This is a genomic window from Colwellia sp. (assembly GCF_013215345.1).
Classification (GTDB): Bacteria; Pseudomonadota; Gammaproteobacteria; order Enterobacterales; family Alteromonadaceae; genus Colwellia.
Genome location: NZ_JABSOV010000031.1, coordinates 1 through 19,656, shown reverse-complemented (window position 1 = coordinate 19,656; position 19,656 = coordinate 1). Strand labels below are relative to the sequence as shown.

17 protein-coding genes are annotated in these 19,656 nt (G+C 40.0%); 7 read left to right on the top strand and 10 right to left on the bottom strand.

Annotated elements, in window-relative coordinates; all coding sequences use genetic code 11:
* Positions 1–8: 8 nt before the first annotated feature.
* From HRT50_RS06715 to HRT50_RS06700, 4 genes are all read right to left on the bottom strand, one after another.
* A complete protein-coding gene (locus tag HRT50_RS06715) occupies positions 9–1,130 on the bottom strand; it encodes an efflux RND transporter periplasmic adaptor subunit (protein ID WP_291612650.1) in 1,122 nt (373 codons plus the stop codon).
* A 116-nt stretch (positions 1,131–1,246) separates the two neighbouring features.
* Positions 1,247–1,969 carry a TetR/AcrR family transcriptional regulator gene (locus tag HRT50_RS06710; RefSeq protein WP_291612648.1) on the bottom strand — a complete coding sequence of 241 codons (723 nt, stop codon included), beginning with the start codon at positions 1,967–1,969 and terminating at the stop codon, positions 1,247–1,249.
* A gap of 248 nt (positions 1,970–2,217) precedes the next feature.
* Positions 2,218–2,565 carry a hypothetical protein gene (locus HRT50_RS06705; RefSeq protein ID WP_291612646.1) on the bottom strand — a complete coding sequence of 116 codons (348 nt, stop codon included), beginning with the start codon at positions 2,563–2,565 and terminating at the stop codon, positions 2,218–2,220.
* A gap of 106 nt (positions 2,566–2,671) precedes the next feature.
* Entirely contained in the window at positions 2,672–3,538 is an 867-nt protein-coding gene (locus HRT50_RS06700; protein WP_291612644.1) for a LysR substrate-binding domain-containing protein, read from the bottom strand.
* Positions 3,539–3,756: 218 nt separating this feature from the next.
* On the opposite strand from HRT50_RS06700, the gene HRT50_RS06695 reads away from it, so the two are divergent.
* Positions 3,757–4,923, top strand: a complete 1,167-nt coding sequence (locus tag HRT50_RS06695) for an S-(hydroxymethyl)glutathione dehydrogenase/class III alcohol dehydrogenase (protein ID WP_291612642.1) — start codon at positions 3,757–3,759, stop codon at positions 4,921–4,923.
* 72 nt (positions 4,924–4,995) lie between these two features.
* The gene (fghA, locus tag HRT50_RS06690; protein ID WP_291612640.1) at positions 4,996–5,838 is read left to right on the top strand and encodes an S-formylglutathione hydrolase; all 843 of its coding nucleotides are present in this window, start codon (positions 4,996–4,998) and stop codon (positions 5,836–5,838) included.
* A 136-nt stretch (positions 5,839–5,974) separates the two neighbouring features.
* Here the strand turns inward: fghA and HRT50_RS06685 are convergent, their stop codons facing one another.
* From HRT50_RS06685 to HRT50_RS06665, 5 genes are all read right to left on the bottom strand, one after another.
* Positions 5,975–6,433: a GNAT family N-acetyltransferase gene (locus HRT50_RS06685; protein WP_291612639.1), complete on the bottom strand. Its 459-nt coding sequence runs from the start codon at positions 6,431–6,433 to the stop codon at positions 5,975–5,977.
* Position 6,434: 1 nt separating this feature from the next.
* Positions 6,435–6,827, bottom strand: coding sequence for a DUF2750 domain-containing protein (locus HRT50_RS06680; RefSeq protein WP_291612637.1), 393 nt, complete (start codon positions 6,825–6,827; stop codon positions 6,435–6,437).
* Positions 6,828–6,910: 83 nt separating this feature from the next.
* Entirely contained in the window at positions 6,911–8,089 is a 1,179-nt protein-coding gene (locus HRT50_RS06675; RefSeq protein WP_291612635.1) for a lipocalin-like domain-containing protein, read from the bottom strand.
* Positions 8,086–10,584: an FtsX-like permease family protein gene (locus HRT50_RS06670; protein ID WP_291612633.1), complete on the bottom strand. Its 2,499-nt coding sequence runs from the start codon at positions 10,582–10,584 to the stop codon at positions 8,086–8,088. The genes HRT50_RS06675 and HRT50_RS06670 overlap by 4 nt, the downstream gene beginning before the upstream one ends.
* A 4-nt stretch (positions 10,585–10,588) precedes the next feature.
* Entirely contained in the window at positions 10,589–11,257 is a 669-nt protein-coding gene (locus HRT50_RS06665) for an ABC transporter ATP-binding protein (RefSeq protein ID WP_291612631.1), read from the bottom strand.
* Positions 11,258–11,693: 436 nt separating this feature from the next.
* Between HRT50_RS06665 and HRT50_RS06660 the strand changes: the two genes are divergently transcribed.
* The 5 genes from HRT50_RS06660 to HRT50_RS06640 all read left to right on the top strand — a co-directional run bounded on the left by HRT50_RS06660 (position 11,694) and on the right by HRT50_RS06640 (position 17,390).
* Positions 11,694–13,301, top strand: a complete 1,608-nt coding sequence (locus HRT50_RS06660; RefSeq protein WP_291612629.1) for a diguanylate cyclase — start codon at positions 11,694–11,696, stop codon at positions 13,299–13,301.
* Between the two features lie 433 nt (positions 13,302–13,734).
* Positions 13,735–14,562, top strand: a complete 828-nt coding sequence (gene ubiE, locus HRT50_RS06655; protein ID WP_291612627.1) for a bifunctional demethylmenaquinone methyltransferase/2-methoxy-6-polyprenyl-1,4-benzoquinol methylase UbiE — start codon at positions 13,735–13,737, stop codon at positions 14,560–14,562.
* A 2-nt stretch (positions 14,563–14,564) separates the two neighbouring features.
* Positions 14,565–15,266, top strand: coding sequence for an SCP2 sterol-binding domain-containing protein (locus tag HRT50_RS06650; protein ID WP_291612625.1), 702 nt, complete (start codon positions 14,565–14,567; stop codon positions 15,264–15,266).
* Between the two features lie 66 nt (positions 15,267–15,332).
* The gene (gene ubiB / locus HRT50_RS06645; RefSeq protein ID WP_291612623.1) at positions 15,333–16,898 is read left to right on the top strand and encodes a ubiquinone biosynthesis regulatory protein kinase UbiB; all 1,566 of its coding nucleotides are present in this window, start codon (positions 15,333–15,335) and stop codon (positions 16,896–16,898) included.
* 81 nt (positions 16,899–16,979) lie between these two features.
* Positions 16,980–17,390: a response regulator gene (locus HRT50_RS06640; protein WP_291612620.1), complete on the top strand. Its 411-nt coding sequence runs from the start codon at positions 16,980–16,982 to the stop codon at positions 17,388–17,390.
* A gap of 246 nt (positions 17,391–17,636) precedes the next feature.
* Here HRT50_RS06640 and rep read toward each other — a convergent pair.
* A partial coding sequence (rep, locus tag HRT50_RS06635) for a DNA helicase Rep (RefSeq protein WP_291612618.1) occupies positions 17,637–19,656 on the bottom strand: 2,020 nt, incomplete at its 5' end.

Below are 19,656 nucleotides of genomic sequence, written 5' to 3'. Positions count from 1 at the left end.
ATCCCTTATTATTGTGTACTGGCATCAGTAGAAGGTGCTTTAACTGCGACTTCAGCAGCTTCGCTGGCAAGGTATACTTTCATGCCTGGGTATAATTTAAACGCACCTTTGTTGGCAACAAGCTGACCCGCTGCAACGCCACTAAGGATCATTACTTGTTCACCTTGTCGCTCGCCGAGTTCAACAGGAACTTGTTTAGCGCGATAACTTCCTTCACCAGCAGGTTCTAAAACAAAGACATAGTCACCTAAGGCGTCGCGTTTTATTGCTAAATCAGGTACTGATGCGAGTGTGGCTTGTTTAGCAATGGGCACTATCACAGAGACCAAAGTATTAGGTTTTAATGCTAAGGTTGCTGATGATATTTGTGCGCGATATTTTAAATGACGTGAAATACGTGATAACTGCGGGTCAATAGCAATTATGCGGGCATCAAATTCAGCAGCTTGATTCATTGGACTAATTTTTACCGTCGAACCTAAACTTAGCTCTTGGTAGATCTGCGGTAGATTAAAGTCAATCCAAGTAAAATCATTAACACCAACAAGCTCAAGTACCTGACTATTTTTATCTAAATACTGACCAATTTCTAAGCTATGAATACCAACTTTGGCGGTAAAAGGTGCGGTTAAGGTTTTTTTGTCTATTGCGGTTTTGATTACACTTATATCAGCTTGGGCTATTTGTACGGCGGCACGAGCTTGGTCTACTTGCTCTTCACTAATAGTACGATTTTTGTGGAGTTTAATATTACGTGCTAAGGTTTGTTGCTCCAACATTAATGTCGCTTTAGCGGCCATTAAACGGGCATCTTCGTCCCTATGATCTAACTCGAGCAATACCTGACCTTTATGAACGACACTGCCAGAGCTAGCATTTAAATGGATAATTTCACCGGCAAGTTCGTTAATGAGCGTTAAAAATTTAAATGCTTGTACTTCACCACTGACCTGAATATATTTTTGGTAGTTAATATTACTGACTTCTATCGCAGTAACTGTTGCTGCTGGCTCAGGCATGCTGGCAGATTGTGCCTTGGCCGCTTCTTGTAGCGATGATTTATAGCTATAGAAGCCAAAAACTGTTCCGGCTAATAATATAATAACCACAAGCCATTTAGTTATATTCATGATTGTTCCTTTATCCCTTTTATTTAAAGCGCATAACTAATAATTTAAGCACTTTTACCGTATATTTGGTGATGTTGTTTAATGATAGTTAATCTGTGCTGGTATTGGGTTTTAACTTACCTAAGTCCGGCATTGGTTAGTGTTTGACACACTTTTTTTATGTCATCATCGGCTATTTTTTGCTGCCAATCATAACTATTGACTAAGCGTTGCATGGTGCGAATATGCAGATCATCAGGTGCGAGTGCGAGCATCTCATCTGAGGAATTTTCCTTTTGATTACTGAGCCGGCAATGATGTAAACGTACCGTTTGGAAATAACCTACGGATAACGACCAGGTGCCTAAGTTTATTTCTTCAATATCTCGGTTACCCGAGGTTAATTCACCGGAATCAGCCGCGGCTTGCATAAACTGTTGAAACATAGTTTGGCACCGTTCACCGCAGGCAATCATTTGCGTGAGCCAGCGCTGTGAGCAGCGTTTCATCATAGCTTCAGTGTTAACAATGCTTTCGAGCTGATTATCAAAGTTATACATTTGTACTTTGGAAAAATCTAATAAGCTGGCGGCAATAATGCGCTCAGGTGTTGTTAAGGGCAGTGCCAGTACTTTTTTGAAAACTGATTGTCGCTCTTGATACATACGAGTAGCTAAGGCAATGAGTACATCTTCTTTACATTGCACGAATTTATAGACAGAGCCCATAGATAGACCTGCTAATTTGGCAATAGCAGACATAGAAAAGTCTAACAAACTACTATCTTCGATAGCCTTAATTGCCGCACATATGATTAACTTTTCTTGTTCTTCTGCGCTAAACCTTGGAGCTGGAGCCATAGTAAACCTAATGTGTAATGTTATTCGAATGTCGTTCAAATGTTATTTTAACTAACTTTTTGTTAAGTTCAAGTACAAATCGTTTATTATTGATAACATTTATGGCTAGTCACTATGAATAGATACTTAGTCGATAAGAAAGCTAGCTGATTAGATGCCATGAAACCACTATTGCACTTATGCTACATTTGCGGGCAGTAGTCGCCGTACTTGCTATAAGGAAGTTTTTACTAGTGGCAGGGGAAAAGTTAACTAAATTGAGCTTGCTCTAATTGTAACCAGTTCAATGCCACTTCACGATCTGTATAAATTCGTAAATTCCATGCTACCGGTCTAGGGATTGCCTCTAACATATAGGTGGTACTTATTTGTGTTGCTTGATTGTAGGCGACCACAGCCATGGCGTGAATCTCGGTTAAGTTACCAATAGTTATTTGGGCATCAAAATCATAGGAATAAGCGTTCACCTTGTTAATAAGTAATGAAAATGGACTTTGCAGGTGGGCAAGTAAAAACTCATGAAACTGACTGACCATAGCAAGATTCATTTCTACACCCTCGTTAACTATCACCTCGGCAATACTATCGCTAAGCAATATAATTCTTGTGAACGAGAGTGCATATAGTTTGATACCTTACTCCTACCCTTGGACGCCATTTACCTTCCTAGTATAGCTGAAGGCTAGCATTTAGATTTGACCGTTAGGCTAGGTGCTTAGCAAGGTAATCAACTAGCAATCTAATTTTGGCTGACAGTTGTCTATTATGAGGATAAACAGCCCAAATACCTTCATCAGGCTCGCGATAATGGTCAAGTAAGGTGATTAATCGGCCTTGTTCTATATGCTCTTTCACATAGTAATCGGGTAATTGCACCATACCAATGCCTTTTAATGCTGCATCAACTAAGCCATAACCCGAGTTAAAGCGGAGACTGCCACTGACGCGAATATTTTTCTCCTTGTTATTCTCTCGAAAGCGCCAGTAATCCAAGGTGCCTAATAGACAATTATGTTGCTTCAATTCAGATAAGGCATGAGCAGTACCGTGTTTACTGATATAAGCAGGTGCCGCACAGACATAATTAGTCCGCTTGGCTAGCTTCTTGGCCATTAAGGTCGAGTCATTAAGTTTGCCTAGTCGAATAGCGAGGTCGTAACCTTCATCAACTAAATCAATTTTTTGGTTACTTAACTGCGCTATCACTTGAATATCGGGATGTTGCAAAATAAAATCATTTATTAGCGGTAGTACTTGTTGTTCGCCATAAGTCACAGATGCAGTGACTTTTATCTTGCCTTGCGGAGTGGATTGTAAGTTGGTTATTGCTGTTTCAGCTTGCTCTAGTCCGTCGAGAACGGCTCGACAATGTTGATAAAATAATGTGCCTTCTTGAGTCAGTGATACTTTGCGAGTGGTGCGATATAACAATTTAACTTTCAGGCGATTTTCTAAGGCGGTGATCTGGCGGCTGACTTGTGCGGTTGATATGGCCAATTTCTTCGCCGCTAAGGTAAAGCTTTCCGCTTCTGCGACATAAACGAATTCACTGATACCTTGCCAATTCATGATTGTTACCTATATGTAAAAGTGATTTGTTAAAATAGGATATTATCATTTTAATAGAAACAAATATAATACCCTCATACTTTACTTGGCTAGAGTTATTTAGTGTTTGTTAAACTTTATTAGCAGATAAGCTTGTTGTTAGCTTTAGCTTTTTCGCAATAGACTACACTTGATAGCCATACTAATACTCTTTGAAAACGATAAAAGCGAGAATACCTATGTCTGAAAAAATGACCGAAAAAACACCGAAACAAAATGCTGACAAATTTATTAAATCGAAAGCCGCTATTGCTTGGGGCCCGAACCAACCGTTATCCATCGAAGAAGTCGATGTAATGTTACCTCGCAAAGGTGAAGTATTAGTTAAGGTGATAGCATCAGGCGTTTGTCATACCGATGCTTTTACCTTATCTGGTGATGATCCAGAAGGCATTTTTCCAGTGATTTTAGGTCATGAAGGTGGCGGTATTGTTGAGCAAATCGGTGCAGGTGTTACCAGCGTACAAGTTGGTGACCATGTTATCCCATTGTACACACCAGAGTGTCGCGAATGTAAGTTCTGCTTATCGGGTAAAACTAACTTATGTCAAAAAATTCGTGAAACTCAGGGCAAGGGATTAATGCCTGATGGTACTACCCGTTTTTATAAAGATGGTCAGCCGATCTTCCATTACATGGGTTGTTCAACGTTTTCTGAGTACACAGTATTACCCGAAATTTCATTAGCGAAAGTTAATAAAGCAGCTCCGCTAGAAGAGGTGTGTTTGTTAGGCTGTGGTGTTACTACCGGTATGGGCGCGGTAATGAATACAGCAAAAGTTGAAGAGGGAGCGACAGTCGCCATTTTTGGTCTTGGTGGCATTGGCCTTTCAGCGGTTATTGGCGCAACGATGGCAAAAGCCAGCCGTATTATTGCTATTGATATTAACGAAAGTAAATTTGAGCTGGCGAAAAAGTTAGGCGCTACCGATTTCATTAATCCAAAAAATTATGACAAACCAATTCAAGACGTTATTGTTGAAATGACCGATGGCGGTGTTGATTACTCGTTTGAGTGTATTGGTAATGTAAAGCTAATGCGTTCGGCTTTAGAGTGTTGTCACAAAGGTTGGGGCGAATCTATTGTCATTGGCGTTGCTGGTGCAGGACAAGAAATATCAACGAGACCTTTCCAATTAGTGACCGGCCGAGTATGGCGTGGCTCTGCCTTTGGTGGTGTTAAAGGTCGTACTGAGTTACCTGATTACGTAGAGCGTTACTTAGCAGGTGAATTCAAGCTGGATCACTTTATTACACACACCATGGGACTAGAAGACATCAATGAAGCATTTGAGCTGATGCATAAAGGCGAGAGTATTCGTAGTGTTATTCACTTCGATAAGTAGCACTTTGGCAAGTTGGTATTTAATAGCGAGCGCTTTGTCGTACAAGGCGCTCGCTAAAACTAAGGATTTACTATGAGCATAGAGTGTTTAACTAGCAATAAGATGTTTGGCGGATGGCATAAACAATATAGCCATCAAGCCAAAACCTTAAATTGCAGTATGCGTTTTGCTATTTTTTTACCTCCACAAGCATCCAGTAGCCATAAAGTGCCTGTGCTTTATTGGCTATCAGGACTAACCTGCACCGATGAAAATGTCATGCAAAAATCTGGCATACAAAGAATCGCCGCTGAGTTAGGTATCGCTATTGTTGCTCCTGATACTAGCCCTCGAGGAGAAGGGGTTGCCGATGATGACGGCTATGATTTAGGGCAAGGGGCAGGGTTTTATCTCAATGCTAGCCAAGCGCCGTGGAATCGTCATTATCAAATGTATGATTATATTGTTGATGAGTTACCAGCACTGATTGAAGCAACTTTTCCGGTAAGTAATAAACGTGCTATCGCTGGTCATTCTATGGGCGGACATGGCGCTTTAACTATCGCGATGAAAAACCCTGAGCGTTATAGTTCGGTATCTGCTTTTAGCCCTATCAGTAATCCCATTAATTGTCCTTGGGGACAAAAGGCCTTTAGTGCTTACTTAGGGAATGATAAAGATAGCTGGCGTGAACATGATGCAAGTGAATTAATGAAACAGGTTAAGCTTTTTGTGCCGACGAGAGTGGATCAAGGAGAAGCGGATAACTTTCTTGAAGAACAATTAAAGCCAGATACTTTGGTGTTGGCGGCAAAGAGCAATGGCTACCCGCTTGAGCTTAATCGTCATGAAGGTTATGACCATAGCTATTACTTTATCAGCAGTTTTATCGAACAGCATTTACGCTTTCACTATGAGCACTTGCTCACAACCTAGCACAATAGCTTAAAATTAAAGCTTTTCTACCAGAGATCGCAGACACAAAAAGGCCACTTAGTAACTAGTTACTAAGTGGCCTTTTTATTGTTCATATTAGGTTTTGTCAGCGTAAATACTCGCTTAGTTAATATGCCTAGCTAATATTTTTAGCCATAAAAGTGCTGTAAGGATCTTCTTGGTAATCAGCAAAGGGCGGACAAACTTCAAAACCAAGTTGTCGATAGAGTTTTTGAGCGGGAAGAAACGCCTCCATCGTACCGGTTTCTAAATTGAGCGTTTGGTAACCACGAGTACTTGCTTGGTCGATCATATGCTCCAGTAGCAACTTAGCAACGCCTTGGCGTAAAAACTTTTTAGTAGTGCGCATGGATTTAATTTCGCCTTGGCTGTTATCGAGCTCTTTTAAAGCGCCGCAGCCGGCTAATTCATTATTTTTCCACACAGCCCAAAAGGTGATGTCTGCATGGGACAATGCCGATAAATCCAAGGCATGCACACTTTCAGGCGGCGAATGGTGCAACATATCTTGATGATGTTCTTCTAACAAGGCTATGACTGCGGGATGAGTTAGTGCACCTATGCGTATATCCATGCTACTTTCGATTTTGCTTTTTGGTTTCTTTGAATAATGCTTGTTCAAATTCTTCCGGAAATAGTACTAAGCCTTGGTTATCTTGATTAGGGAAAACCACTAAAGCTAGTTCATCATCGGTTAAACCCATGCTCCAACGACTGTACCATTTAGCCAAGGATATTTCCTGGGGCTTACATGCTTGCCACTCACCGGTTGCCCAACGCTGAGCAAATTCTTCATTAGGCCATACCGGTACACAATCTTCATCGTCAGTATTGAGCATCATGCAGCCATGTTCATCCGCTAAAATCCAAATTCTTTTATTACTAACAACTTGCTGTAATAAATAGCTTAAACGCTTTTCATCATCATATTTTTCGATAGTGTTGAGTTGTTCAGTTGATATAGTCATGGGCAGGAATGGCTGTTTGGAATAATTGTTAATTATTTTATCGTGTTATCTATACACAAACAACAGCAGCCTTTAACTGCGGGTTACTTATCACTATAACCGGTCATTTCGACAAAACCGCGCCCTTGATGACTACCACTAAAAGTCACCATACCTTCAAAGTATTCAATACCAAAGCGCATTATTTGCTGCTCATTAACTACTTGTACCTTGATATCGATACCTTCTCTAGCAATCACTAATGAAAATGATTGCGGGTAGGGTGAATCACTGGCGGCGTTATAGTTATGACTGATAAGGGAGATCTCATGGGAGGCAATACTGCGAATTTCACCATTGCGTGCCATTATGCTGGCATAAAAAAAATCTTCGCTGTCTGAGCGGACACGAAAAACCATCAGGGCAATATTCTCATTAAGGCGCAGAGAAAACCAATCCCAACCTTGTTGGTCTTGCCCTAACATTTGTGAAGCCCATTCGCGATCGAACCAGGCTTGGCCAGTCACTTTTTGCCACTTACCCTGCCAATAGACCTTGCCTGTCACTTCAATAAAAGGCTGAGAATAATAATGGCTGGCGATATTTAAACTAGGGTGCTTAAGGCTAAAGCCATTTTCGCCCTGCAGAAAATAATCTTGTTTAGTGGAGAGGTTTAATTCTACCTGCCAATGGTTTTCTGTTGCAGTCACAACAGCCTTTTCATTTATTAAGCTATCAGCTTCACTCGTTATTGAACCAACAGCTGAGCCATAAACTAGGCGTGCTGGTAGTAAAGTCGAGGTCGATTGCCATTGCCAGTCATCAATTGTGGCTTTAAAGGGCTCAGTGCTTATGTTGACGTTGCCGAACTCTTCGCGGCCATTTCTATAAGCTGTGTTATGGCTTTTTGTATCAGCTAAAGCGGCATGAGCAAAGTACCAATGTTTATCGCCAACTGTACGGCGAAAGAGGGTCCATTGGCTTGCCAATGACTGGCCATCTTCAGTGGTTAAAGTAGCGGTTAGATACCACCACTCTTGGCGATAAGCTTTCTGTGGAGCGTGGGCTTGTGGAAAAACTATCTGATTATCTATTGATGGACTAGCATATTCTCCGTCAGCATCGGCAAGAAATTTTAGCGGCTGGCGTTTTTTATCCGTATCTTCAGTACAGCCAGTCACAAGTAGGCCACAGGCAAGTAAGATCAATAGCGGTGTTACGCAATGTTTTAGGCGATGTTTTAAATAATGTATTGAGCAATACCTTAAGAAAAAATTATTCATGACAAACTAGCCCTCACATTGATCTTATATAAAGGAATAGCTAATGCAGGTATTAATATGATTAGCCCGGTAAAGCTAGTGATGGCAAATGGCGCGATATCTAATACTAGCGGCATTGACCAGCCAAATGATACCGGTAACACTTTTGCTACCAAAGCTTTAGCTAAAAAGCCAGCTATCGGCCAACTCAGTAAAAGCACACCAAAAGCTAACAATAACCACTGCATTAACATATGACTAAAGAGTTCCATACGGCTATAACCTAAGCTACTTAAGGTGTGTAAATCTGGTTTGCGCGCCAACTCTAAATTATTGGCTGATAAAAATAGACCAAAGCAGGCGATAACTAATAACACAAAAGCTATTGCTTGAGTAAGCACAAAAGTTTGCTTAAAGATTGCTAGTGCCATTTTTTTGATTTGCTCAGGTACAAATATCTGTTGGTCATCAAGGCCCAGTTGCTCGGCTAACGCTGGTATAGTTAGCTTGTTACTGTCATGAAAGTAGACACCAAAGCCATGTTCACGCCAGCCTGAAAGAGGCATTTGCTTAGCCTTTAACGGTATTTTGACCGAGTAACCTTGATTGCCATAGTCATAAAAAATAGCTGTTATGGTACAAGTAAGTGTTTGCGAGCCTTGTTTGATTGTGATCTGTTGATTTAGAACTAAGCCTTTTTTCAAAGAGAGTTGTTCGTTGATATAACAAAGGAATTGTCCTGTGGACTTTTGCTTGGACGACTTTTCTTTAAACAATAAACTATTTTGTTGTTTTGCAGACATAAGTGCATGCACTACCAAGGTATCATTACCGTATTTGGCGGTAGTCTGTTTAAAGACAACATATTCATCAATATTGTCTTGCTGATTTAACCAGCTTTCAACTCTGTTTTTTTGTTTGGGGTTATAACTGATAAACATGTCTGAGCTCAGTAGCTGATCTAAATAGGCGGTGAACGATTTCTCAAAACTGTTGACCATAAGCGCAGCGGAAATGCTGGCGGTGAGTGCTAGGTAAAATGCAGCTAAAGGTAAATAACGTCTTCCCACCTGCTGTCGAGCGTCTTTAACAACAAACTTGAGCCGAAATGAACGGGTAAAATAACTCATACCTTTAAGTAAGTAGCTCAGTAAATTAGGTAATAAAGCGACACTCGCGATTAATAATAAGCCATATTTTATCATTAACTGATGCCAGGAGTTTTGTGCATAAACATCCGGCCACAGCAGGAAAATAGTCAGTAAGGTTATGCCTATTGCAGCACTTGCTCTGTAGTTAAATGGCTGGGGCACAATACGGGCAGTTAACGCTATTTTTGCTGAGCTAATAACCCTAAACTGTTTTAACAATGCCAAAAAAACGGCGACACCAGAAATGACGAATGCCCACAAGCTATATAACCAATGCCATTGAAAATGTCCGGTTTGTCTAAGCTGATAAAGCTGGTCTAAGGTAATCCCTAATATAGGCAATAATATTGAGACCAAAGCAAAAGCGATGGCAATACCTATTATGCTGGCGAGTAAGGTTAAAGCAAAAGCTTCACATAGCATGACTTTTTGTATACTGGTTAATTCTACGCCGAGTAAGCGTAACTTTGCCGCTAACTCGCCGCGCTTTTGCCATGCTTGATTAGCGGCTTGAAAAGCGATAAATAAACTGACGATAAAGCCTAAAATGGCCAGTGCTGATAAATTTAAATGCAAAGCATCGGCAAAACCTTCCCGCTCTTCCAGTGACCAAGCCTCTTGTATGGATAAATGCTCAGGTAAGGCTGCTGCCAACCTGGCTTTTTCAGCATCGCTAATAGCACCAACCATTAAATGACTAAAGCCTTTAATATCAGGGAAAACCTGCCAAGCAAGTGGTAAGTCAATTAAGGCAACCTTACCCCAGTCATTTATTTGGTTGACGTTAACCTCTAATGACTGCCCATCAGCAAGGGTAACTTGGGTATCATCCTTTATTGCTTTTGTTATGCCAGGGGATAAATCATCAGTTACGGCTTTAGCTAAAGGATTAGTTAAGGGTTCAGTTAAAGTATTCATTAAGCCAAGGAATTCTGCGTAGTCACTACTTAGGTTAATGCTATTTGTGGTAAAACTGTCTGGCATAGTCAATACCAGTGGCAACATATCCATGGCTCTAAAGGTTATTTGCTTACCTGAAGCAAGGGGTTTACGAAAAAGATGTGTTGGCGAAAATTGATGAAAGCCTTGTGCTGTTAACTCGCTAAAGTCATCGATAGAAATATTGTCGCCTTCATTGGCAACAATATAAAAACTCACGGGAGATTTTAACCGGCTATTGGCTTCTTGGTACTGCTGCTCACTGGCATGATTCAATACCAGAATACAGAGTAACGTACTGGTGGCTATGGCTAAACTTAAAATAAAGCCAAGGTTTAATAACGGCTTGTTTATGTATTCAGCAAGGTGCGCTTTTAATACTAAGAAAAATTCGCTATTTCTTGCTGTGATCTGATCTTTTTGCATCCGCTTAACCGCTAACTAGGCTAATGGAGGATTCTTGTAAGCGATAGATCTTATCCATACTTGCGGCGACATCAGCGCTATGAGTTACCATGAGTAGTGCCGTGTTGTTAGATTTGGCCAGTTTGACTAACTGCGCTACTACCTGACTACTGTTCTTTTCATCTAAATTGCCCGTTGGCTCATCGGCAAGCAGCAATTTAGGTTTACTGTTTAGCGCGCGGGCAATGGCTACTCGCTGCATTTCACCCCCAGACAAGGTTGCCGGATACTTTTTTAATAAACCGCTTATACCAAGTTGCTCTGCTAACGCTAGACCATGCTGAGCATCATAGCGACCCGCCAGTTTGGCGCTGAATTCAATGTTATCTTGCACCGACAAGCTAGTTAGCAAGTTAAATTGTTGGAAAATAATACCTATATGCTGTTTGCGTAACTGACTAAGTTGTTTATCACTGGCTTGTGTTAATGAGATGCCTGCTACTGCAATCTTACCGTGCTGAATTGGCTCAAGACCTGCTATTAAATTGAGTAAGGTCGTTTTACCACTACCACTGTCGCCCATTAATGCCACACATTCACCTGGGGCAACGGATAAGTTTAAATCGATTAATAAATGACGATGATTATCTCCATCGATGATTTGATGGTTGAGCGATTGGATAACTAAGGACAAAACAATTCCTTTTGTATTGTGGATTGAAACAAGCTAATAGCATTACAGTGAACCATATAATGCTATTAGGTTAGAGTAAACAATAAGTGTTAACAGTTTTGTAACAAGCTAGCTAATTCTCTATCGAGTTTATATTTTCTCAGTTAGGATAATGTAAATGTAAAACGCTATAAAATTTATTTTGTTTTTACCCTTGGATTAAATCACCGGAACCTTCAGAAGTGGGACTTAATCGCTCTAACTTATGCTTTTATATTGTACTGATTTTGGTAGATACCTCTTGTGCGAATCACATTATATTATTAATATCCCTCATGAATATTCCTTCTACTTACTATTAGCATAAATAGCAGATGTCCTTTAGAGGCTGCCAATATAATGGTTGCTGAGTCTTGGTATAAGTAGTGTTAGGGACGAAGTTGACTAAGGATTTCAAATGGCTTTAAAAACTAACAATGCAGCAATGCAAATTTTTGTCATGATTGCCGGCATGTTACTCTCTACGCTAAGTGGTTGGTTCCTTTATGATGTCGAAGAAAAAGCCATTATTAGTGAGTTCCAAAAAGATATTGATGAACGCGCTGCCTCGTTATCCCGAGAAATAGAAATCAATATTGAAGCTTTATATACAATAGCGACACTGTTTAGCCAAGAAAACATTCCTGATTTTCATACCTTTACCACTCAAGCAAGAAAAACCTTAAGTCGTCATAATGATATCCAAGCATTGGAATGGATACCACGGGTTCTCCATGCGCAAAGACAAGCTTTTGAGACAGAGTTAAGAAAGGACTTTGCAGATTTTGAATTCACTGAGCGTAAAGCACAAGGCCATATGGCGGTAGCGCAACAAAGGCCTGAGTATTTTCCCGTTTATTATGTCGAGCCTTTAGTAGGTAACGAAGCTGCTTTTGGTTTTGATTTGGCATCAAATGCAACCAGACGAGAGACTTTAGAAAAGTCCCGTGATAGCGCTAAGGCACGAGCGACTGCCAGTATCACCCTGGTGCAAGAAAATAATAGCAGTAAAGCTTTTTTAGCCTTTTTGCCGCTATATAAAGGCCAGCCAAGCACCTTAGCTAAGCGCAAACAAAACCTACAGGGCTTTATTCTGGGGGTGTATCGTATTGCCGATATTTTTGCTAGTTCAACATTAAATGACGAATTGCTAGGTTTAGAAATCGATGTTATTGATGATACCCAGCCGAATAATATTGATTTACTCCATAGCCATAGTTCATCAACAGGCTTTACCGTTGATAAAAATATTATCTATAAGAAAGCACTGCCTGAAATATTAGGACGTAAGTGGAGCTTAATTGGTTCACCTACACAAAGTTATATTTCGGTAAGACGAAGTGTCTTACCTTTATTTGTTGTTGGCGCCGGTATCATCTTTACCCTATTTATTACGGCTTATATTCGCAGTATTACCAAGCGAGCTAATTTGGTGCAACGCATTGTCATCGAAAAAACTAATGAACTGAACGAAGCCAATAAGCGCTTAAAAAAGCTCTCTAGGATTGATGGTTTGACCGGTATTGCCAATAGGCGTTTTATGGATGAATTTTTAGATAGGGAATGGTTGCGAGCTATCAGACAAGAATCATCGGTGTCCTTTTTGTTAATCGATATTGATTTTTTCAAAGCCTACAATGATAACTATGGTCACTTAGCGGGTGATGAGTGTTTGAGAAAGGTTGGGGCTTGTCTTAAGCAGCAAGTCAATCGCGCTGTTGATATGGTTGCTAGGTATGGCGGTGAAGAGTTTGCATTTGTTTTACTTGATACTCATGACGTTAAATTGATTGCTGATCGTTGTCTAAAGTCGATTGAAGCGTTAAACATTAAACATGAGTTTTCCCAGGTTGAGGCGGTGATAACTATTAGTATTGGTTATTGTTCAATAGTGCCGCAAAAGGGCAGTGATCCCAGTAGTCTTATTGCTGCCGCGGATGAAGCATTATATAAGGCTAAAGAAAGAGGCAGGAATAACGCGCTTGCTAATTTAACTGCTAATTCAGCGCAAACCTTCAGCATATAACTATGCTTTCTCAAGCTAATTTACTTTATTTTAGGAAAAAAAAACCGATAGCAAAGGCTATCGGTGAGTTAGCTATGAGGAAAGCTAGAATATTCAATTATTACAACAAGCGTCCGTATAAGGGAACGACAAGAAGTATAGAGTAGAAACTCTATTTTTGCAAGTCGATTGTGTAACTTTATTTCATTATTGTTGTTTTATTACATTTATTAGTGCCATTTGGTGCCATTTGATGACAAGTAAATGGCTACACAAGTCTCGCCGCGAATAAAACGCTTTACTCTCTTTGAAAGAAGCGAACAAAATTTAACCGCGAAAGATCAACAGCCCCTAGTTAGATCAATAAAAAAGCTGTTGGGTATTTGGTGATTTAGCATGCATACAGTAAACTATCGACAATTATAGTTTTAATATTGCTTTAAGTGAATTTACCATGTCATCCTCAGATAAAAATCCTCAAGCCAGTGACTTACCGACAAACCAGAAAACACCTACAGATGCCGACACTTCAGCCGAAAGTAAAGGCACCACGCATTTTGGTTATAAAACCATAGAAAAAGACGATAAAATTTCTATGGTGGCAGGGGTTTTTCACTCGGTAGCAAAGCAATATGATGTGATGAATGATTTAATGTCATTTGGTATTCACCGTTTGTGGAAACGTTTTACTATTGACGCCAGTGGTGTTCGCCCAGGTAATAAGGTTTTAGATCTAGCTGGCGGTACAGGTGATTTAACCGCTAAATTTTCTAAGCTAGTGGGCCGTGAAGGTAAAGTCGTGTTAGCTGATATTAATAGCTCAATGTTAAATGTTGGCCGTGATAAGTTACGTGATAAAGGCTTAGTGCAAAATATTGACTATGTACAAGCAAATGCTGAATACTTACCTTTTGAAGAAAATACTTTTGATATTGTCACTATCGCCTTCGGTTTACGAAATGTAACCGATAAAGATAAAGCTTTACGCTCGATTTATTCGGTATTAAAACCGGGCGGCCGTTTACTTGTTTTAGAATTTTCAAAGCCAGAACATGAATTATTGAATAAAGCCTATGATTTTTACTCATTTAATATCCTACCTAAAATGGGTGAGTTGGTGGCAAAGGATGGTGAAAGCTACAAATACTTAGCGGAGTCAATTCGTATGCATCCGGATCAAGAAACCTTGAAAAGCATGATGGATAACGCCGGCTTTGAACAAACCAGTTTTAAAAACTTAACCGGTGGTGTAGTTGCCTTACATAAAGGTTATAAGTTTTAACCATGCAAGCTTCGAACAACAAGGAATTAACGCCATTAAACTCCCAAGTGAGTTCTAGCACTGCATTTGCTGAAGGCCTATTATTGGCACAAGTTGCCACAGCAACACTTGAATTGATTATTAATAAAGCCTTGGCTTTAAACAATAATAAAGCTATTTCTTTTGCCGCTTTAAACCAAAAAACGCTAACCCTTGCCTTAGCAGAACTTTCATTTAAATTATCTTTTAGTGTCGATACTGGCTCTAGCCCAGCTATGGTTATGGTCAGATCTCAAGTTGATACCAGTGACTGTACTATAAAAACCAGTATAAAGACGCTGAAAAAATTAAAAGCTAATCAGTCGCTGACGCAATTAATCAAACAAGATGAATTGGATGTTAATGGTGATATCAAAATAGCACAACAATTTGCTAACATTGCTCAATCACTTGCCATAGACTGGCAATCTGAGCTCGCTAAGCACCTTGGTGATGTGCCCACTCATAAGTTATTACAGTTTGGTAATAAAATTACCAAATCAATATCAGCAACAGGCAAGCAAATAGAAGCTGATATTAGTGAATATCTAGTTCATGAGAAACGCTTAGTAGTAACCCGAAGTCAAGTAAGTGCTTTTAATGGGCAAACCACAGCAATTGCCCGCGAAGTTACCACAATATCTGCGCGTATCGATAAACTCTTTGCTAAGTTGGCTGCTAAATAATTCAGCTTAGTTGACGAACATTGCCAATTGAATATTACTAATAACGTATAGGAACTAATAATCACCGTGAGTAGCCAACGTCTATATCAAATCGTTAAAACCTTCTTGAACTTTGGTCTAGATGAAATGGTACCCGCAGGTCTGTTGCCTTGGTATGTCAAAGTCGGTCGAAACAGTTTGTTTTGGTTGAGAAACCAGCATAAAGATAAAACGCCAGAACAAAGATTTCGCTTAGCGATAGAAACGCTAGGGCCAGTTTTTATTAAGTTCGGTCAAATGCTATCAACAAGGCGTGATTTATTACCGCCAGAATTAGCCGATGAACTAGCCTTATTGCAAGACCAGGTAACCCCATTTGATGGCGAACAAGCAAAGCAACTTATTATTGATGCCATGGGCATTGAGGTTTTTGAGCAGCACTTTAAAGACTTTGAGCTAACCCCGCTGGCATCAGCCTCTATTGCGCAAGTTCATACCGCCACCTTAGTTTCAGGCGAACAAGAGCAAAATATCGTTATCAAGGTATTGCGCCCCAATATTAGTAAAACCATATTAGCGGATATTAAAGTGATGTCATTGTTTGCTGGCATCGTCGCGCGTTGGTTACCCGATGGTAAACGTTTGCGCCCTAAAGAAGTGGTGGAAGAATATCGTAAAACCATTTTAGACGAATTAGACCTTAACCGTGAAGCGGCTAATGCTATTCAATTAAAACGTAATTTTGAACAAGGTAGCGAATACGATAAAGCGCTTTATGTGCCGGAAATTCATAGTGAGTATAGCTTTGAAAATGTCTTGGTGATGGAACGTATTTATGGCATTGGCGTTGGCGAAATAGATACCCTAAACGAGCAGGGTGTCAATATGAAGTTACTGGCTGAACGTGGTGTTGAAGTTTTTTTCACCCAGGTATTTCGCGATAGTTTCTTTCATGCCGATATGCATCCAGGTAATGTTTTTGTTAATGCCACTAACCCTGATGACCCCACTTGGATTGCTATAGATTGCGGTATCGTTGGTACCTTAAATCGAGAAGATAAACGTTATTTAGCAGAAAACTTTGTTGCCTTTTTTAATCGTGATTATCGAAAAGTAGCGCAATTGCACGTTGATTCTGGTTGGGTGCCAGCAAGTACTAGTGTTGATGAGTTTGAGTTTGCTATCCGTACAGTTTGTGAGCCTATTTTCAATAAGCCGTTATCGGAAATATCGTTTGGCCAAGTGCTGGTTAATTTATTTAATACCGCCCGCCGTTTTAATATGGAAGTACAGCCGCAACTGGTCTTGCTGCAAAAAACCTTATTGTATATCGAAGGTTTAGGTCGTCAGCTCTATCCGCAGTTAGATTTATGGCAAACGGCAAAACCATTTTTAGAAAACTGGGTGAAAGAGCAGATGGGCTTTAAAGCTGTCTTTGGAAAAATTAAGGCTAACTTACCGTTTTGGAATGAAAAGCTGCCTGAAATGCCCGATTTAGTGTATGACTATTTGAAAACTAGTCGTGAAAACCAGCATCAACAAACTCTATTGATGCAAGCTATGTTGGCGCAACAAAGTAAACAAAATCAAAAGTTGGCTTATAGCGTGATTGTTGCCGGTATTCTTATCGCCTCAGCCATACTGCTCAGCTAAGAAACCTTTTCTAGCAAAGTTTGTCTTTTTAAACTGATGATCTATCTTTAGTTGTTACTCATTTAAATTTTGAGAGTAACTATGGATAGTCATCAAGCTCAAGCCAGTTCTAATGACCGCAGTATCTTATTAATAGATGACCAGCGTATATTCCTTAAGGCAATTTCAACAATTTTAGGTGAATGGGGTTATCAAGTCACTGGCTGTACTTCACCAATAGAAGCCTTAGCGTTACTAAAAGAAAACGCTTATTCTTTGGTGTTGTGCGACTTATATATGGATAGCTTTAGCGGTTATAAATTACTCTATAGATTTTTGCAGGAAAAACCAGAGCAAGTGTGTTGCTTAATGACCAGTGCAGAAAATGATGAGCCTTTACTAAGGAAAACCTTAGCTTTAGCTAATGTCAAAGCTTTACTGAGAAAGCCTATTTCCTACCAAGAGTTAAAAAAAATACTTACCGATATGCGAAGGGTCACAGTAGCTAGCTAATCCTGCTTTGTTTATTCGATTGTGCAATATGCTCTATGGTTTTATGCTTTGCGCACCTTTTTTATAGCTAAAAGCCGCCAATTTAAATCATCGGTTGGCTTATTTTTAGCTTCTTTGGCTTTAGCCAGCTGAGCACGTAAACTTGCCATGCCCTGTTTATTGGATTGCTCAACGTGCTCTATGGTTTTCTGCTTCGCCGCACCTTTCTTACTAGCTAAAAACCGTCAATTTAAATCATCTGCGGGCTTATTTTTTTGCTTCTTTGGCTTTAGCCAGCTGGGCACGTAAACCGGCCATACCTTGTTTATTGGATTGTTCGACGTGCTCTACAGTCTTTTTCTTCGACGCACCAAGCTCCCAATTTAAATCATCTTGTGGCAGCTCATGTAAAAATCGACTCGCTTCAGTGCGAGAGAGCTCACCAAACTGTCTGCGCTCTCGTGCGTAAGTAAATATTAACTCACGCTTAGCGCGAGTAATACCAACATAAGCAAGGCGACGTTCTTCTTCAACACTGCCTTCATCAATACTGGCTTGATGAGGTAATAGCCCTTCTTCCATACCAATAAGAAATACATAAGGGAACTCAAGGCCTTTAGAAGCATGCAGGGTCATTAATTGCACTTGGTCGTTACTCTCTTCCTCTTCATTTCGCTCCATCATATCGCGCAAAGTTAAACGAGTGACAATTTCTGGCAAGGTCATAGGTTCTTGGTCATCACTACCTTCGAGCATTTGGGTAACCCAACTAAAAAGTTCGGTAACATTCTTCATGCGCATCTCGGCAGCTTTTGCACTGGGGGAGGTATCATAAAGGAAGTCTTCGTAATTGATTTCACGAATCATCGAGCGTAATACTGCGGCAGTATCACCTCGCTCAGCTTGATCGCTAATATTAACTACCCATCGAGTAAAGGCTTGCATCTTCAATAAGCTACGACCAGTTAAGGTTTGCTCTAAACCGAGCTCAAAACTGGCAGCAAACATACTAATTTGACGCATATTTGCGTAAGTGCCGACTTTTTCTAACGTAGCAGGGCCTAACTCACGCTTAGGCACATTAACAATACGTAAAAAAGCATTATCATCATCAGGGTTAACCAATACTCGTAGGTAAGCCATAATGTCTTTGATTTCTGCCCGAGAGAAAAATGAAGTACCGCCACTTATTTTATAAGGGATACGGTTTTGCATCAGCGCTTTTTCAAGTAAACGTGATTGGTGGTTACCACGATAAAGTACCGCGTAATCTTTATATTGGCTGCGATTCATAAAGCGATGACCAATTAACTCACCAATAACCCGTTCAATTTCATTTTCTTCATTTTTTGCTTGAATAACTCTTAGTTCAACGCCGTAGGCAAGATCACTAAACAAGGCTTTATCGTAGATATGTGGGTTATTGGCAATGAGTACGTTGGCACACTTTAATATACGGCCACTGGAGCGGTAATTTTGCTCTAATTTGATCAACTTTAAGTTTGGATAATCCTTACCCAGTTGTACTAAATTTTCCGGTTTGGCACCACGCCAAGAATAAATGGACTGATCGTCATCACCTACAACAGTTAAACGTGCTCGTTCACCGGCAAGCTGTTTGACTAATTCATATTGACTGGCGTTGGTATCTTGGTATTCATCGACCAATAAATAACGTATCTTGTTTTGCCAACGTGCTAACACTTCTGGGTAGTTTTTCAGTAACAGTGTTGGAATAAGGATCAAATCATCAAAATCTAAAGCATTATAAGCTTTCATATGTTTATGATAACGCTGATAAAATTCAGCGCACTCAACGCTGTCAGCATCATTAGCAGATTTTATCGCATCATCAGGCAAGAACAAATCATTTTTCCAATTTGAAATCTTACTCTGTAGCTTACTCAGTAAATCTTTATCACCATCGAGTTCATCTATGGTTAATTCTTTCAGTAAGGCTAAGCTGTCTTGATCATCAAATAAGGTAAAGCCAGGTTTATAACCGAGGATTTTTATTTCCCGACGAACAATATCAAGACCAAGTGAGTGGAAAGTAGAAACCGTTAAACCACGGGTTAAGTCTTTGCCCAACATTTTTTGGATACGTTCTTTCATTTCACGTGCCGCTTTATTGGTAAAGGTTACCGCGGCAATATTACGTGCTTTGTAGTCACATTTTTGAATGAGGTAGGCGATTTTTTGACAAATAACCCCGGTTTTACCTGAGCCAGCGCCTGCCAATACTAGGCATGGGCCGCTAACATATTTTACTGCTTCATTTTGTCCG

Bases quoted from the DNA above. Each gene is read 5' to 3' on its own strand.
- HRT50_RS06715 (WP_291612650.1), bottom strand. From the start codon at position 1,130: ATGAATATAACTAAATGGCTTGTGGTTATTATATTATTAGCCGGAACA.
- HRT50_RS06710 (WP_291612648.1), bottom strand. From the start codon at position 1,969: ATGGCTCCAGCTCCAAGGTTTAGCGCAGAAGAACAAGAAAAGTTAATC.
- HRT50_RS06700 (WP_291612644.1), bottom strand. From the start codon at position 3,538: ATGAATTGGCAAGGTATCAGTGAATTCGTTTATGTCGCAGAAGCGGAA.
- HRT50_RS06695 (WP_291612642.1), top strand. From the start codon at position 3,757: ATGTCTGAAAAAATGACCGAAAAAACACCGAAACAAAATGCTGACAAA.
- fghA (WP_291612640.1), top strand. From the start codon at position 4,996: ATGAGCATAGAGTGTTTAACTAGCAATAAGATGTTTGGCGGATGGCAT.
- HRT50_RS06685 (WP_291612639.1), bottom strand. From the start codon at position 6,433: ATGGATATACGCATAGGTGCACTAACTCATCCCGCAGTCATAGCCTTG.
- HRT50_RS06680 (WP_291612637.1), bottom strand. From the start codon at position 6,827: ATGACTATATCAACTGAACAACTCAACACTATCGAAAAATATGATGAT.
- HRT50_RS06675 (WP_291612635.1), bottom strand. From the start codon at position 8,089: ATGAATAATTTTTTCTTAAGGTATTGCTCAATACATTATTTAAAACAT.
- HRT50_RS06670 (WP_291612633.1), bottom strand. From the start codon at position 10,584: ATGCAAAAAGATCAGATCACAGCAAGAAATAGCGAATTTTTCTTAGTA.
- HRT50_RS06660 (WP_291612629.1), top strand. From the start codon at position 11,694: ATGGCTTTAAAAACTAACAATGCAGCAATGCAAATTTTTGTCATGATT.
- ubiE (WP_291612627.1), top strand. From the start codon at position 13,735: ATGTCATCCTCAGATAAAAATCCTCAAGCCAGTGACTTACCGACAAAC.
- HRT50_RS06650 (WP_291612625.1), top strand. From the start codon at position 14,565: ATGCAAGCTTCGAACAACAAGGAATTAACGCCATTAAACTCCCAAGTG.
- HRT50_RS06640 (WP_291612620.1), top strand. From the start codon at position 16,980: ATGGATAGTCATCAAGCTCAAGCCAGTTCTAATGACCGCAGTATCTTA.